At 29.6% G+C, this 15,423-nt stretch carries 14 protein-coding genes and 1 riboswitch; of the genes, 9 read left to right on the top strand and 5 right to left on the bottom strand.

Translation table 11 applies throughout. The features are described 5' to 3' along the window. The 6 genes from X275_RS03880 to X275_RS03855 all read left to right on the top strand — a co-directional run bounded on the left by X275_RS03880 (position 1) and on the right by X275_RS03855 (position 6,659). The gene (locus X275_RS03880) at positions 1-537 is read left to right on the top strand and encodes an NUDIX domain-containing protein (protein ID WP_047267626.1); all 537 of its coding nucleotides are present in this window, start codon (positions 1-3) and stop codon (positions 535-537) included. Position 538: 1 nt separating this feature from the next. Continuing rightward, positions 539-1,999: a glutamate--tRNA ligase gene (gltX, locus tag X275_RS03875; RefSeq protein ID WP_047267625.1), complete on the top strand. Its 1,461-nt coding sequence runs from the start codon at positions 539-541 to the stop codon at positions 1,997-1,999. Between the two features lie 2 nt (positions 2,000-2,001). Continuing rightward, the gene (gene cysS, locus X275_RS03870) at positions 2,002-3,393 is read left to right on the top strand and encodes a cysteine--tRNA ligase (RefSeq protein ID WP_047267647.1); all 1,392 of its coding nucleotides are present in this window, start codon (positions 2,002-2,004) and stop codon (positions 3,391-3,393) included. A 131-nt stretch (positions 3,394-3,524) separates the two neighbouring features. Beyond that, positions 3,525-4,829 carry a nucleotide sugar dehydrogenase gene (locus tag X275_RS03865; protein WP_047267624.1) on the top strand — a complete coding sequence of 435 codons (1,305 nt, stop codon included), beginning with the start codon at positions 3,525-3,527 and terminating at the stop codon, positions 4,827-4,829. Beyond that, positions 4,826-5,902: a Gfo/Idh/MocA family protein gene (locus tag X275_RS03860; RefSeq protein WP_047267623.1), complete on the top strand. Its 1,077-nt coding sequence runs from the start codon at positions 4,826-4,828 to the stop codon at positions 5,900-5,902. Before X275_RS03865 ends, X275_RS03860 begins: the two co-directional genes overlap by 4 nt. A 4-nt stretch (positions 5,903-5,906) precedes the next feature. Further along, positions 5,907-6,659 carry an N-acetyltransferase gene (locus X275_RS03855; protein WP_047267622.1) on the top strand — a complete coding sequence of 251 codons (753 nt, stop codon included), beginning with the start codon at positions 5,907-5,909 and terminating at the stop codon, positions 6,657-6,659. 67 nt (positions 6,660-6,726) lie between these two features. Here the strand turns inward: X275_RS03855 and X275_RS11025 are convergent, their stop codons facing one another. Further along, on the bottom strand, positions 6,727-7,383 hold the full coding sequence (locus X275_RS11025; protein WP_052913600.1) for an HAD family hydrolase: 657 nt from the start codon (positions 7,381-7,383) through the stop codon (positions 6,727-6,729). A gap of 442 nt (positions 7,384-7,825) precedes the next feature. Between X275_RS11025 and X275_RS03845 the strand changes: the two genes are divergently transcribed. Both X275_RS03845 and X275_RS03840 read left to right on the top strand, forming a co-directional pair. Continuing rightward, on the top strand, positions 7,826-8,476 hold the full coding sequence (locus X275_RS03845) for a winged helix-turn-helix transcriptional regulator (protein ID WP_047267621.1): 651 nt from the start codon (positions 7,826-7,828) through the stop codon (positions 8,474-8,476). A gap of 3 nt (positions 8,477-8,479) precedes the next feature. Next, a complete protein-coding gene (locus tag X275_RS03840; protein ID WP_047267620.1) occupies positions 8,480-9,616 on the top strand; it encodes a DegT/DnrJ/EryC1/StrS family aminotransferase in 1,137 nt (378 codons plus the stop codon). A 35-nt stretch (positions 9,617-9,651) separates the two neighbouring features. Here the strand turns inward: X275_RS03840 and X275_RS03835 are convergent, their stop codons facing one another. The 4 genes from X275_RS03835 to X275_RS03820 all read right to left on the bottom strand — a co-directional run bounded on the left by X275_RS03835 (position 9,652) and on the right by X275_RS03820 (position 14,176). Beyond that, entirely contained in the window at positions 9,652-10,008 is a 357-nt protein-coding gene (locus X275_RS03835; protein WP_047266708.1) for a PadR family transcriptional regulator, read from the bottom strand. Between the two features lie 11 nt (positions 10,009-10,019). Continuing rightward, positions 10,020-11,675 carry a nucleoside kinase gene (locus X275_RS03830; RefSeq protein ID WP_047267619.1) on the bottom strand — a complete coding sequence of 552 codons (1,656 nt, stop codon included), beginning with the start codon at positions 11,673-11,675 and terminating at the stop codon, positions 10,020-10,022. A gap of 20 nt (positions 11,676-11,695) precedes the next feature. Beyond that, entirely contained in the window at positions 11,696-12,973 is a 1,278-nt protein-coding gene (locus X275_RS03825; RefSeq protein WP_047267618.1) for an SLC13 family permease, read from the bottom strand. A 225-nt stretch (positions 12,974-13,198) separates the two neighbouring features. Beyond that, positions 13,199-14,176, bottom strand: a complete 978-nt coding sequence (locus X275_RS03820; protein ID WP_047267617.1) for a thiamine ABC transporter substrate-binding protein — start codon at positions 14,174-14,176, stop codon at positions 13,199-13,201. A gap of 60 nt (positions 14,177-14,236) precedes the next feature. Beyond that, a riboswitch (TPP riboswitch) is annotated at positions 14,237-14,347 on the bottom strand. Positions 14,348-14,837: 490 nt separating this feature from the next. On the opposite strand from X275_RS03820, the gene X275_RS03815 reads away from it, so the two are divergent. Then, complete coding sequence (locus tag X275_RS03815) at positions 14,838-15,422, top strand: TetR/AcrR family transcriptional regulator (protein WP_047267616.1); 585 nt, start codon at positions 14,838-14,840, stop codon at positions 15,420-15,422. Position 15,423: the final 1 nt, after the last annotated feature.

Below are 15,423 nucleotides of genomic sequence, written 5' to 3'. Positions count from 1 at the left end.
ATGAATTTTGAAGAAAAAGAAATAAAAACAGAAAATATTTTCAAAGGTGTTTTATTAGATGTAAGAAAAAGCCTTGTTGAACTTCCAAATAGGAAACAATCTACAAGAGAATTTGTTGTACATCCTGGAGCAGTAGCTATGTTACCAATAGAAAATAATTATGTATATTTAGTTGAACAATATCGATTTCCAATAAAAAAGCATCTTCTTGAAATTCCGGCTGGGAAGTTTGATAAAGCAGGTGAAGAACCTCTTGAATGTGGTAAAAGAGAATTGGAAGAAGAAATTGGAAAAAGGGCTAAAACCTGGATATATCTTGGATATATTCATACAACTCCCGGATTTTCAAATGAAATTATACATCTTTATTTAGTAAAAGATTTTGAAGATACAAAAATGAATCTTGATGAGGATGAATTTCTTGAAGTGAAGAAAATACACATAAAAGAATTTGAAGAAAAAATATTAAATAATGAAATAACAGATGCAAAAACAATAGCAGCATATGCAAGGGCAAAAATATTAGGAGGGATATAAAATGAAAGTCAGGGTTAGATTTGCACCAAGTCCAACAGGATTTTTACATGTAGGTGGAGCAAGAACAGCATTATACAATTATCTTTTTGCAAAAAAACATAATGGAACCTTTGTATTAAGAATTGAAGATACAGATATTGAACGTTCAACAAAAGAATCAGAAGAACAATTAATTGAGGCTTTAACTTGGTTAGGACTGGATTGGGATGAAGGACCAAATGTAAAAGGCGAGTATGGTCCATACAGACAAAGCGAAAGAACTTATATTTATAAACAGATGACAGAGGAACTTATAAATAAAGGAAAAGCATATTATGCTTATGTATATCCTGAAGACCTGGAAAAAATAAAAGCCGAATTAATTAAAAATGGTAAGCCGCCTCATTATTCATATGAATTAATAGAATCGTATAATACAGAAGAAAGAAAAAAAGAATTTAATGAAAAAGGATTAAAACCAGTGGTGTTTTTTAAAATGCCAAGAAAACCATTTTCTATAAACGACTTAATAAAAGGACCTGTTACATTTGGTGAAGGTGCAATAGGAGATTTTATTATTATGAGAAGTAATGGATTGCCTACATATAACTATGCAGTTGTTATAGATGATATGACCATGGAGATAACCCATGTGATAAGAGGGGACGACCATTTATCAAATACATTAAGGCAGGTTGCGTTATATGAAGCATTTGGTGTTAAAATACCTGAATTTGCTCATGTGTCTATGATTTTAGGTCCGGATGGAAAAAAATTATCAAAAAGGCATGGAGCAACTTCAGTGGAGGAATTTAGAAACAAAGGATATTTACCTGAAGCGTTGGTAAATTATCTTGCATTATTGGGATGGTCGCATCCAGAAGGAAAAGAAATAATGCCATTAAATGAAATGATAGAAAACTTTGACTTAAACAGGGTAAATTCAAGCCCTGCAATATTTGATAATGAAAAATTAAAGTGGATGAATGGTGTATATATACGTGAAGCAAAACTCGATAGAATTGTAAAATTATCAAAATTATTTATTCTGGAAAAGGGATTATTATCAGAAGAACAATTTGATAATAACAAAAAATGGGTAACCGAAGCAGTAGATATAGTACGAGAATCTGTAGAGGATTTATCTCAAATACCAGAAAAATTAGAAATATTCTTAAAAGATTTTGAAGTAGATCTCGAAAATGCAGAATTAAAAGATTTTCTGCAAGCAGAGGGTGTAAAAAATACAATAAAATTAATATATGAGAAGGTTTTAAACGATCCAGATTGGAAAGTGGAAACTATATTAAAAAATATTAAAGAAGCTATGAAAGAAGGAAAACCAAAGAAAAAACCATTTTATATGTCTTTAAGAAAAATATTAACAGATTCTTTTGAAGGTCCAGATTTAGTAAAAACTATACATTTAATAGGAAGAAGCAGAGTTCTTCAAAGGCTTGATAGGGTTGTGGGAAAATGGTAGATATAAAAATATTTGATACATTAAAAGGTGATCTTGTAAAGTTTGAACCGATTGAAAAAGATCATGTAAGAATGTATGTTTGTGGCCCCACCATATATAATTTAATACATATTGGAAATGCCAGACCCATGATAGTATTTGATGCATTTAGAAGATTCCTGGAATATGTTGGATATAAAGTAACAATGGTTCAAAATTTCACTGATATTGATGATAAAATAATAAACAAAGCTAATGAAGAAAATGTACCTTTTGAAGAAATTGCAGAGAGATATATTGTTGAATATTGGAAAGATTCATATTATTTAAGAATAAGACCTGCCAATTATCATCCAAAAACATCTAATTATGTGTCGGAAATAATAGAATTTATAGAAGATTTAATAAATAAAGGATTTGCTTATGAATCAGAAGGGGACGTATATTTCAATGTATCTAAATTTAAAAATTATGGAGAATTATCACATCGAAATCCAGATGATATGATTGCCGGTTCAAGAATAGAAATTTCAGAAAAAAAGAAAAATCCACTTGATTTTACTCTATGGAAACAGGCAAAAGAAGGGGAGCCATACTGGGAAAGTCCATGGGGAAATGGCAGACCGGGATGGCATATAGAATGTTCTGTAATGTCTAACTGTTTATTGGGAGATTCTTTTGATATACATGCAGGCGGTAATGATTTAATATTTCCTCATCATGAGAATGAAAAAGCCCAATCCGAAGCAAGACATGGAAAAACATTCGCCAGATATTGGATGCATAATGGAATGATCAGATTTTCTGGAGAAAAAATGTCAAAATCCATAGGAAATATATGGCTTGTCAGGGAGTTAGTAAAGGCTTATGATCCAGATACAATTAAAACATTCATATTATCAAAACATTATAGAACACCACTTGACTTTACAGAAGAAGGGTTAAACGCACAGAAAAAATCTGTAAAAAGAGTAAATGAATCATTAAAAAGGGTAGAAGAAAAATACAATAATTATGTTCCATATATTCCAAAATCAAAATATATGAAAGAAAAAATTGATGAATTCATAAATCATTTATCTATAGATTTTAATACACCAAAGGCTATTGCATTAATATTTGACTTAGTCAACGAATTAAATAAAGCATATGATGAAAATAACGAACAAAGATTATTGGAAGCATATCATTTAATAAGAAATGAATTCGGACCTGTATTAGGTATATTTGAAATACCTACAAGTGTGGAAAAAAATTTAAAAATAGAAGAACTAATGAATTTATTAATTGATGTAAGAAATTCATTAAGAAAAGAAAAAAATTTTCAGCTAAGTGATTATATAAGGGATGAATTAAAAAATATAGGTATAACATTAAAAGATACATCAGAAGGAACAAAATACACAATAGATTAAATTAAAATCAAAAATCTCCTGCTTTATGCAGGGGATTTTGTTTTTAGCCAAACAAAAAATTTATTGACTTTACAATTATTATATGTTATAATTCACTCAGTGAATGAAAAAAGTTTTCTGGAGGGATTAGTATGACATTGATGGAAAAAATAAAAAGCAAAAAAGCTAAAATAGGTGTTATTGGTCTTGGTTATGTAGGATTGCCTTTAGCTGTTGAAAAGGCAAAAGCAGGTTATAACGTTATTGGATTTGATGTTCAAGAAAAAAAGGTTGAAATGGTAAATAAAGGTATCAATTATATTGGTGATGTTGTAAACGAAGAACTGGAAGACTTAGTAAAGAATAAAAAAATAATTGCAACTACAGATTTTGACAAAATTTCTGAATGTGATGCTGTTATGATATGTGTTCCAACACCTCTTGATAAATTCAAACAACCAGATTTACAATATGTAGTTGCTTCTACAAAAGAGGTTGCTAAAAGATTGCATAAAGATATGCTTGTTACTCTTGAAAGTACAACATATCCAGGAACGACAGAGGAAGTAATGCTTCCAATTTTAGAAGAAACGGGTTTAAAGGTTGGAACAGATTTTTATCTTGCATTCTCACCAGAAAGGGTAGATCCCGGAAATTTAAGATTCAAAACTAAAAATACTCCAAAAGTTGTCGGCGGTGTAACTAAAGAATGCACTAAACACGCAAAAGCGTTATACGAAAGCGTTTTAGAAGCAGAAGTTTTTGCAGTTTCAAGTCCAAAAGAAGCAGAAATGGCAAAAATTCTAGAAAATACATTTAGAATTGTAAATATTGCTCTTATAAATGAAATGGCTGTTGTTGCAAAAAAATTGGGAATTAATATATGGGAAGTTATAGATGCGGCAGCAACAAAACCATTTGGGTTTATGCCTTTCTATCCAGGACCAGGAGTTGGCGGGCACTGTATTCCAATAGATCCATTTTATCTTACATATAAGGCAAGAGCTGTTGATTACCATACAAGATTAATCGAAATGGCGGGAGAAATAAATGACGCAATGCCGGAATATGTTGTTTCAAGACTTCAGGACATTTTAAATGATAGAAAGAAATGTTTAAATGGAGCAAAAGTATTGTTACTCGGTATTGCATATAAGAATGATATAGATGATTTAAGGGAATCTCCTGCTTTAAAGGTATTAGAGCATTTAGAAAAGAAACACGCTGATATTATTATTCATGATCCATACATTTCAGAATTTATACATGAAGGAAAAATATATAAAAGTGTGGAATTAACAAAAGAGTTATTGAAAGGTGTTGATGCTGTAGTATTAACTACTGCACATTCGAATGTTGATTATGAATTTGTACTTGAATACGCACCATTCTTATTTGACACAAAAAATAAAACAAAGAATATAATGAAAAATAAGGAAAAGGTGATATTGTTATGATTCGACTTGCTTTAATTGGCTGTGGAAGGATTGCAACAAAAAAACACACAGAGGCTATAATAAAAAATAACGAGTTATTTGAACTTGTTGCGGTTGTCGACCCTATTGTTGAAAAAGCGGAAAATATTGCTAATATTATTGAAAAAGCAGGATTGAAAAGACCAGAAGTTTATAACAATTACAAAGAAGTTTTAAAAAGAGAAGATATAGACATGGTATCAATAGCAACAGAAAGTGGATATCATTATCCAATATCGATAGATGCTATGAACAGCGGAAAACATGTGCTCGTTGAAAAACCAATGGCTCTTTCCACAAAAGAAATGGATCATATGATTGAACTTTCAAAAGAAAAAGATTTAAAACTTGGCGTCTGTTTTCAGAATAGATTCAATCCCCCCATACAGGAATTGAGAAAAAAAATTGAAAATGGAGAATTTGGAAAATTATTGCATGGGCAAATTTCAATAAGATGGAATAGAAATAAATCATATTACAAACAGGCTCCATGGAGAGGGACATGGGAACTCGATGGTGGAACTTTAATGAACCAATGTACACATGGAATAGATTTGTTACAATGGACATTTGGAGAAATAGAAGAAATTACAGGAAAAATTGAAAATTTTAATCATCCTTATATAGAAGCAGAAGACTTTGGAAGCGCTATAATAAAATTCAAAAATGGTGCAGTTGGAATCATCGAAGGCACAGCAAATGTATATCCAAAAAATCTGGAGGAAACACTGTCAGTTTTCGGTGAAAAAGGTACTGTTGTTATCGGTGGACTGGCAGTAAATAAAATCGAAACATGGAGATTCGAAAATGAGGATTCACATCCTTTTCAAAACTTACCAGATCCTGACACAGTATACGGAGCCGGCCACGTACCTCTTTACAAAGATTTTTATAATGCGATAGTTGATGACAGAAAACCGTATATCTCAGGTGAAGATGGGAAAAAAGCAGTTGAAATTGTATTAGCGATATATAAATCTGCAAAAGAAGGAAAACCTGTTAAATTTCCATTTGAATTTTCTACACTTGAAATGAAAAAATATTTTGGAAGGTGAAATTATGATTTCAGAATTTGCAGAAATTCATGATTCAGTTGAGTTGGGACATAATATAGAAATTGAGGAAAATGTTGTAATAGAAGAAAATGTAAAAGTAGGAAACAATGTTGTTATAAAAAGAGATACAATTATAAAAAGAGGAAGCGTTATCGCAGATAATACCGTTCTTGGCAAAAAACCTTTTAAAGCTTCAAATTCTGCCGTTACACAGGAAAAAGAGCTTGAACCTCTGGTGATTGGTGAATACGTAACTATAGGGGCAAATTGTGTAATATATAGAGGAGCGAAATTAAATAACTTTGTCTTTGTTGGAGATTTAGCAAGTATAAGAGAAGATGTTGAAATTGGGGAATATACAATTATCGGCAGAGGTGTTGCGGTTGAAAATCAGACAAAAATTGGTAAAAAAGTAAAAATAGAGACAAATGCATATATTACCGCATTATCAATAATAGAAGACTATTGCTTTGTTGCGCCTGAGGTTACATTTACAAATGATAATTTTCTTGGAAGAACCGAGAAAAGAAAGAAATATTTTAAAGGAGCAACTTTAAGAAAAGGCGCAAGAATTGGGGCTAATTCCACTCTTTTACCAGGAATTGAAATAGGTGAAGATGCACTTGTTGCTGCTGGTTCTGTTGTAACGAAAAATGTTCCAGCAAAAAAGATTGTAATTGGAAGCCCTGCAAAGGTTTACAAGGATGTTCCACAAGATCAATTATTAGAAAATCAAAGTTACTATAAAAAGTTATAATGATAAACAAGAAGTGCCAGATTTTAATCTGGCACATATATAAATTATTTTCTTATAAATCATTTTTCTACTTTCTTATTATCTTCCAGTTATTTTTTTTTGCGATCCTTCTCAATCTAAAATCTGGAGATACACATATGGGATGCCCAACAACCTTTAACAACGGTAAATCTGATATAGAATCGCTATAAAAATATGCATCTTCCATATTGAAATTATATTTCTGACATAGTTTTTTAGCTTCTTTTACCTTGTTTCCTTCATACATGTAAGTTCCAATTTCTCCAGTTATTTTTCCATCTTTTATAATAGTTTTAGTACAGATAAAATCATCAAATTTTAAATATTCTGCTACGGGTTTGACAATAGAATCTGGGGATGCTGATATTATAACAAGATAAGCATTATTTTTTTTATGGAATTCAATTTCTTTTTTCATGCTATTTCTGATATGATATTTTCCTTCTTCAATAAACCATTGTCTTGCAAAACCAAAGGCTTCCTCAGCATCCTGCCCGGCATATTCTGCTGCAGCATTTCTTGTTATTTCCTCCATATCTTTTATTTCAAAACCCATTTTATAAAATATAGAAAATAAGCCCATTTTATAATATTTCCATCGAGAAAATTTGCCATATTTTATTTCATATTTATAATAAAGTTGAGGGCTATATTTATCCAATAATGTTCTATCTAAATCAAAAAAAGCTACATATCTCTTCATATTAACCTCCTAAAAAATATATACATATTATACCATATTTCATACTTAATAACAATTTACCTAATTACAAATATTTTATATGCTGTTTAAAAAATCTCAAATGAAGCGAAGGCTCGAAGATTGCCCTTAAAATTATGAATGGAAGCCGTCAAAAAAACAGGACGTTTTTTTGAGTGAAGCTTTTTCATGGATGAAAAATCTGAACGACGGCTGAGAATGAATAATTTTAAGGATTAGCAATCGAGCTGCCTGAGTGAATTTGACTTTTTAGACAGCGTAATCCGATTAACTATAATCGAAATCATAATATAATATACATATGATTATTCCGATATGTTTTATTATAAATTTTTATATCAACAATGCCATTTAAAATAAATTAATTGACTTTACAATAATAACATGTTATAATTCACTCAGTGAGTGAAAAAGAGGTGATATGATGTTTAACTTTGAAGAATATATGTTTTTTAATCCTTCGCCAAATTTTAGAGAATTAATGTTATTGCAGTTAATTTCACAGAATGAACATATTTCACAGGAAATGCTGTCAAAAAGTGTTGGTATAGCTCCGTCCATGGTAAATAGATATTTGAAAGATTTTGAAGATAAAGATTATATCTTAAAAATTGGAGAAAATCGAAGAAATATGAATTATAAAATGACAGAAGAAGGAAAAAAAAGACTACAATTTTTAACCGTTTCGTTTATAAACGAAGTTTCAAAAATTTATTCAGAAACAAAAAATTCATTCAAAAAAGTGCTAGATAAAATTGAGAATATGGGGTATAAAAATATATTATTATACGGCGCTGGTGTGGTTGGTGGAATTGTATTAAAAGTTCTAACCGGTGAAAACATAAACGTAATTGGATTTATTGATGATTCAATATCAAAACAGGGAGATAAATTGCATGGCATAAGTATATATTCGCCAGAAGAAGTAAAAGATCTAAAATATGATATGATTATTATTGCTTCATTCAGACACTCTGAAAGGATATTTGAAAACGCAAAAAAACATAAAATAAAAAATATTTATATTTTCAATATAGATGAAACTGGAAATGTATCTTTAGAGAAGGGAGAGTAGAGAATGAATGTGCCATTATTTGATATGACCAGACAATACGAAACAATGAGAGAAGAAATATTAAATACCTTGGATAGTATATTTAGGAGTGGAAAAGTCATTCTTGGCCCAAATGTAAAATCGCTTGAAGAAGAACTTGCAGAATATACAAATACAAAATATGCAATTGGTGTAGCAAATGGCTCTGATGCATTATTTTTAGCTGTAAAGGCATTAAATATTGGAAAAGGTGATTATGTAATCACAACGCCATACACATTCTTTGCAACTGTAAGTTGTATTACAAGAAATGGCGCGAGACCAATATTTGTAGATGTGGAAGAAAAATACTATAATATGGATCTTGATAAAGTTGAAGAAATACTCAAAAATCATCCTGAAAAAGATAGAATAAAAGCCATTATACCAGTACATTTATTTGGAAAAACATTAAATTTAGATAAACTTCAATATTTAAAAGAAAAATACGGAATTTACATAATTGAAGACGGTGCTCAATCAATAGGATCAAAATGGAATAATAAAAATGGATTTTCTGTTGGAGATTTAAGTATTACTTCTTTTTTCCCCACTAAAAACCTTGGTGGATATGGTGATGGTGGTATGGTATTTACAAATAATGAATCTCTTGCAAATAGAATTAGAAAATTAAGGATTCATGGAGCAGCAAAAAAATATTATCATGATGAAGTTGGATTTAATTCAAGACTTGATGAAATTCAGGCTGCGATATTAAGAATAAAGTTAAAACATCTCGATGAATACATAGAAAAAAGAATAAATATAGCCAAAAATTATGATGAGTTTTTCAAAAAATACGAACTAACGAAAGTAATAGATTATCCTGAAGTGTTTGAAGATAAGTCGCATGTATACCATCAATATGTAATTACATTAAAAACTGGCAATAGAGATGAATTAAGAAAATTTCTGACAGAAAAAGAAATAGGAACATCAATATATTATCCAAAAGGGTTACACCAACAAAAATGTTTTGAATATCTTGGATACAAAGAAGGGGATTTTCCAATAACAGAAAAAGCCACAAAAACAACACTGGCACTTCCTATATTTCCTGAACTTACCATTGAAGAACAAGAATTTATAGTGAAATCAATAAAAGATTTTTTCAATATATAAATAAATCTCCTGCTTAAAGCAGGAGATTTATATTACTATTCAAATTTTGAAACCCTTTTAATAAATACATCTATTATATGCTTAAATTCTTCGAATTCGATTTTAGAATTTTTTAAAAATTCCAATCCATCTTTAGTTATTTTATATATTTTTTTTGAAGGTCCACTTTCGGTAATATCCCAATCAGTTTTAACAAGTCCCATTTCTTCGAGTTTTGCCAATGTTCTATATAAGTTTCCCATTTGGCCTATTCCGTTTAAAATTACTCCAAAATCTGATAATTTATTTGCAATTTCATAGCCGTGAACAGGATTTTCAGCAATTATTAAAAGAACAAAAGATTCAATCCAACCTCTTCTAAATCTTCCCTGACCTTTTCCAAATCCTGGCATATTTTCCCTCCTTAATATTCAAATGCACTTCCACCTATAAATTCTCTTAATACAGATATCCTTGGTATTTCGTGTATTGCAGGTAACGGCAAGAAATAATCCAGAAATCTTAACAATCTCTTTGCTTCAGTATATTCTGGTAGCGTATTATCTATTTCCAGCAACAAAGATTCAGCAAACAATTTCAATATAGGTAATTCATATATTAAATAAGAATTAAACATCACATCAGCTTCTTCCTGGTATGGGAATATGTTTTCTTCCTCTCCTTTTCTTACTTCAGGCCATAATTGTAAAGATCTCAACGCTGTAGCTCCTCTAAAATTGTAGTCTCTTACTATTCTTCTTATTAATCGTGTATCAGTTGTCGGTATTCTATTCATTTCATCTAAATTCATTTGAATTAAAGCACTAACATAAACTTTGAATTTCTGATCCCTTGGAATACTTTCGGTTAATTTTTCATTCAATCCATGAATACCTTCAATAATTATAGGCTGATTTTTCCCTACTTTTACTTTTTTCTCTGTCCATTCTCTTTTTCCAGTTATAAAATTATATTTTGGTAATCTAACTTCTTTTCCTTCTATTAAATCCTTTAAATTTTTATTTAATAAATCGATATCAAGAGCACGCAATGATTCAAGATCCTTCTTTCCATCAGAGGTTAATGGGATTTTTTCATAATCTATATAATAATCATCTAATGAAATTTGTAGTGGCTCTTTTCCATGAACCTTTAATTCCAAAGAAATTCTTTTAGCGCTTGTTGTTTTGCCTGAAGAAGATGGTCCGGCCAGACATATTAATCTGACATTTTTTCTTTTTATAATCTGATCAGCTATATTAGCATATTTTTTTTCATGTAATGCTTCAGAAATTCTTATTAATTCACCGCTTTTTTTTGCTCCTTTTGCTATTAGAGAATTTAATTCTCCTACACTTTTTATATTTAAAATATCTAGCCATTTTTTATACTCTATAAAAGTTGCTGATAATTTAGGTAATGGTTTAAAATCCGGAATCTTATCAGGGCTCATATTAGTTGGATGTAACAAAATAAACCCCTTTTCATATGATATTATATCAAATTTATCAATATATCCAGTAGATGGTGGCATGTATTCATAAAAATAATTTATATAATTTTCGCATTTATACACCTTTACTGTCGTTTTTTTTCTATATTTAAATAACAAAGCTTTATCGTATTCCTCAACCTCTTCAAAATATTTAATAGCATCAAACTTACTCAATGTAATTTTTTCAAAAAGAATATTTTCATTAATTATATCATTCATTGTACTTTTTAATTTCAATATATTTTTTTCAGTATTTTTCATACCGCTTATTTCAAAATATAAACCTGGTCCAATGGCATGATGAACAATTAATCTAGCTTTTTTATGCATACGTCTTAATGCTATATACATTATAAAAAGCAATGCTCGTCTATATATCCTCATTCCTTCATTCGATGTAATATCAACTGGACTTGCGAACCCATTATCATGAATTTTTTTCCAGAGTTCTTTAATTTCATTATTAAACTTTATAGCGAGTACTGTATGTTTGTTGTTTTTTTGAAGTTCATCAGCCACCTTAAAAAATTGTTCCCCTTTACTAACTTTGATTTCGCCAAATTCAGTATTAATAACATATCCCATTCTATCACCCCTAGAAAAAATTATATTATTGTTAATATGTATAGATAAATTGAAGAGATTATTAGTCCCAGAACAGCCACCTTCATTCCTAATTTCATAAAATCTATAAATCGTATTTTTCTATCAAAATTACTTTCAATCATTCCAACTATAACCATGTTTGAAGCTGCACCACTTATTGTTCCGTTTCCACCAAAGCTTGCGCCCAAAGCCAGAGCCCACCACAATAATTCACTATTATCAAAAGTGCCTAATAAGGCTTTTACTATAGGAATAAATATGGTTACAACAGGAACTGCTCCCATAAAGGATGATAATACTCCTGTGCTCCATAATATAGTTAAAAGTAGTAAATATGGGTGTGAAATAAGATTATATATCAAAAATGTTACATCTTCTATAACATGAACATCTTCCAAGGCTTTTACTATGGCAAATAACCCTACAAAAAAGAATAACGTATCCCATTCAATCTCTCCAGATATTTCATCGAAATCTTTTTTTGAAATTAGTAGCATTATAGCTCCACCTGTTAAAGCGATTAATGCTGCTTCGTAATCCAGATATTCATGTATAAAAAAGCCCAATATTACTAAACCAAAAACCAAAATTCCTTTTTTTAATAAAATATAATCTGTTATAGCTTTTTTTGGATCTGCCTGTAAAAGAGTTTTTAATTGTTTTTTTTCTATACTTTTTAAATCTCTATTTATTGATAAAAAGTAAGCTATAGATATAACAAGAGAAAACGCAGAAGGTATAAACATGATTATTAAAAATTTAATAAAACTAGCTCCAGAAGCACTTCCAACTAATATATTAGGTGGATCCCCAATCATGGTTGCAGTTCCACCAATATTAGCGGAAAAAATCATCGGGAATAAGAAATTTTCTGGTTTTATTCCAATTTCCTGGCATATGTATATTATTACTGGAGAAAACAAGATCAAAGTTGTTACATTGTCCAAAAAACTGGAAAGAATGGCAACAGCAAGCATGGTAAAAACAAATATAGAAACAACACTTCCTTTTGATATTCTTACAATGTATATTGCTATAGCCTGAAAAAGTCCTGTCGTTTTTAAAATACCAACAATAATCATCATCCCCAGAAGAATCCCAAGTGTGTTAAAATCTATAAATTCTCCAGCATTAGATATACGAAGATTTTCAGAAACCTTAACAAGGGATATAAGTAATCCCATACTAAAGGCAATAACCGCCTTATTTCCTTTTCCAAATATTATTAAATAATAAGTAAAGAAAAAAATTGATAAAGCTATGATTTTTAATAGCATAATTTCCCCCATTTTTATATGTACTATATTTATACTTTAATTATACTTTAATTATACTATTTATATTTTAGTTTATCAAATAATAATAAGGCTGGTTTCACAGCCCTATTATATTTCTTAAAAATCTCTCATTTTTAATAATCGACAATACATAGATTTTTATTACTTTGTATAATATACATGTTATTATTTTAAATAAAAAAAGGCTGATTTCACAGCCTTTTTTTATTTAAGCATAATTTCTTCCCAATCTTCTAACCATTTTCCCATATTCTTTTCTAAATCTTCAGAATTTAAAGTAACCACTTTTTCGGGTATAATTGCATAATTAAATGCTTCTGGTAATTTTGTTTTCACAACTGGAAACATCCACTGATTTAAAGGAATATTTTTTTGGAATTCATCAAACAATAAGAACTCTATAAATCTTTTTGCCAGTTCTAAGTTCTTTGTTCCTTTAACAATACCAGCTCCTTCGATTTGAACATAAGCACCTTCTTCTGGAATAAATGCCTTATATTTTGTTGAATTATAATAATAATATGAATATGCGCCATCAGTTGCGTAACTTACCATCATTGGAGCTTCGCCTGATTCGAATTTTGCAAAAGCTTCGCTCCAACCAGGTGTAACAGTTAAAATTGCAGGTTTTAGCCTTTTCCAAAAATCTTTCCAATGTTCTTTATAAACAGCAATAGTCCACAATAAAAATGCCTGTCCAGTACTTGATGTTCTTGGGTCCTGAATGATTAATTTTTTATTAAATTTAGTAATATCTTCAAAAGTTTTTGGTATCGTTTCTAATTTTTCAGGATCATAAACAATAGCTATTGCTCCATAATCATATGGAATCAAATGATATGTTTTATCATATATCAAATCAGAATTCTTGATTTTTGCAATATTTATTGGTTTATATGGCAATATTAAATTTTCTTTTATAGCCAAAACGGACAATGATTGATCTAATCCTATAACAACATCTGCTTTTGGTTTCTTTTTTTCAAGTTTTAATCTAGCAAGAACATTACCTCCATCACCAAGAACAACAATATTCACACTTACACCATACATATTTTCAAACTTTTGAATAACGCCTTTTTTTATCCAATCTAAACTGTCATAAACATATACTGTAAGCGTATTAGCCCAAATAATACTCAACATTAAAATACTAATTAAAATCAATAAAACTTTTTTCATAATCTACCTCCTTAAAAAATTTTTAATAAAAAAAACGCCTTCCGGCTGGAAGGCGTAATTATTAACCCTTTTCCGCTCTCCCTACGCCGGTATTACCCGGATCAGGTGCAGGGGTCTTAAGGTTTCCACCTTAATCTCAGCCCCGGTATAGGAGCTCCCCCGGCGGGTATTCAATAACATTATATCATTAGGCTGTCTAAAAAGTCTCAAATGAAACGAAGACTCGAAGATTGCCCTTAAAATTATGAATGAAATCCGTCAAAATTACATGGATGTAATTTTGAGCGAAACAATACACGATGTATTGTTTGAGCGACGGCTGAGAATGAATAATTTTAAGGATAAGCAATCAAGCTGTCTGAGTGAATTTGACTTTTTAGACAATCTAATTATATCATTATTCATAAAAAAAATCAATATACTTGTAAATTTCTATATATTTATTTTTTTATTCACAGGTTACGATTTTTTTATTTTTTTATAAATTTTTTGACTAACCAGTCAGTCATTTTTTTATAAATTTTTTTCTACTTTATTTGTGATTTTTATAACCTGATATAATGACAGTTCAATTTTATGACTCTATTTGTCATATTTGAAACGAAATGTAAAATGTAATATAATATAGTTGACTAACCAGTCAGTCATGTGAGGTGTTTTTATGGGGAATATAATTGACAAAAAAAAATTAATATATAAAGAACAAAAAAGAAAAAATATTGCAGAACATGCTCTGAATCTCATTATGAATAAAGGTCTTTCTCATTTTACAATGGAAGATGTAGCGAAAGAAACAGGAGTTTCAAAAGGAACTTTATATCTTTATTTTGATAGCAAAGATTCTTTGATTATTGCTTCTTTTGGAATTCTGGTTGAAAGGTTACAAAACTATCTAAAAAATTTATTACCTAAAGAAATACCTAAAAAAGAAAAAGCTAAAGCTATAATTAAATTATACTCTAAAATTATAAAGGAATTTCCTTCAGATGATCTTTTAAGGCTTTTCGAGATATTAATTAATTCCATTCACAATAAGAAAAGACTTAAAGAACTTGGGGACTTATTTCATGGTTATTATACACAGCTTTTTGATGTATGGACAGAATTTGTGCCAGATAAAACAACCGCTATTGTATTACAGGCAATGCTTGATGGTATTGGTATTTATAAATCTGTTGGTGTTGATTTTTCAGAAGAAGAATTAAGTGCATCTTTAGAATATATAATAGGAAAAATAATAACATAAA

The sequence above is a fragment of the Marinitoga sp. 1197 genome, assembly GCF_001021165.1.
GTDB lineage: Bacteria > Thermotogota > Thermotogae > Petrotogales > Petrotogaceae > Marinitoga.
This window is presented reverse-complemented; position numbering and strand designations above follow the sequence as displayed.

What these genes read in the sequence shown, in the direction of transcription:
- X275_RS11025 (WP_052913600.1), bottom strand. Translation starts at nt 7,383, where the DNA reads ATGAAGAGATATGTAGCTTTTTTTGATTTAGATAGAACATTATTGGAT.
- X275_RS03880 (WP_047267626.1), top strand. Translation starts at nt 1, where the DNA reads ATGAATTTTGAAGAAAAAGAAATAAAAACAGAAAATATTTTCAAAGGT.
- X275_RS03830 (WP_047267619.1), bottom strand. Translation starts at nt 11,675, where the DNA reads ATGGGATATGTTATTAATACTGAATTTGGCGAAATCAAAGTTAGTAAA.
- X275_RS03840 (WP_047267620.1), top strand. Translation starts at nt 8,480, where the DNA reads ATGAATGTGCCATTATTTGATATGACCAGACAATACGAAACAATGAGA.
- X275_RS03825 (WP_047267618.1), bottom strand. Translation starts at nt 12,973, where the DNA reads ATGCTATTAAAAATCATAGCTTTATCAATTTTTTTCTTTACTTATTAT.
- X275_RS03855 (WP_047267622.1), top strand. Translation starts at nt 5,907, where the DNA reads ATGATTTCAGAATTTGCAGAAATTCATGATTCAGTTGAGTTGGGACAT.
- gltX (WP_047267625.1), top strand. Translation starts at nt 539, where the DNA reads ATGAAAGTCAGGGTTAGATTTGCACCAAGTCCAACAGGATTTTTACAT.
- X275_RS03820 (WP_047267617.1), bottom strand. Translation starts at nt 14,176, where the DNA reads ATGAAAAAAGTTTTATTGATTTTAATTAGTATTTTAATGTTGAGTATT.
- X275_RS03860 (WP_047267623.1), top strand. Translation starts at nt 4,826, where the DNA reads ATGATTCGACTTGCTTTAATTGGCTGTGGAAGGATTGCAACAAAAAAA.
- X275_RS03835 (WP_047266708.1), bottom strand. Translation starts at nt 10,008, where the DNA reads ATGCCAGGATTTGGAAAAGGTCAGGGAAGATTTAGAAGAGGTTGGATT.
- X275_RS03815 (WP_047267616.1), top strand. Translation starts at nt 14,838, where the DNA reads ATGGGGAATATAATTGACAAAAAAAAATTAATATATAAAGAACAAAAA.
- X275_RS03865 (WP_047267624.1), top strand. Translation starts at nt 3,525, where the DNA reads ATGACATTGATGGAAAAAATAAAAAGCAAAAAAGCTAAAATAGGTGTT.
- X275_RS03845 (WP_047267621.1), top strand. Translation starts at nt 7,826, where the DNA reads ATGTTTAACTTTGAAGAATATATGTTTTTTAATCCTTCGCCAAATTTT.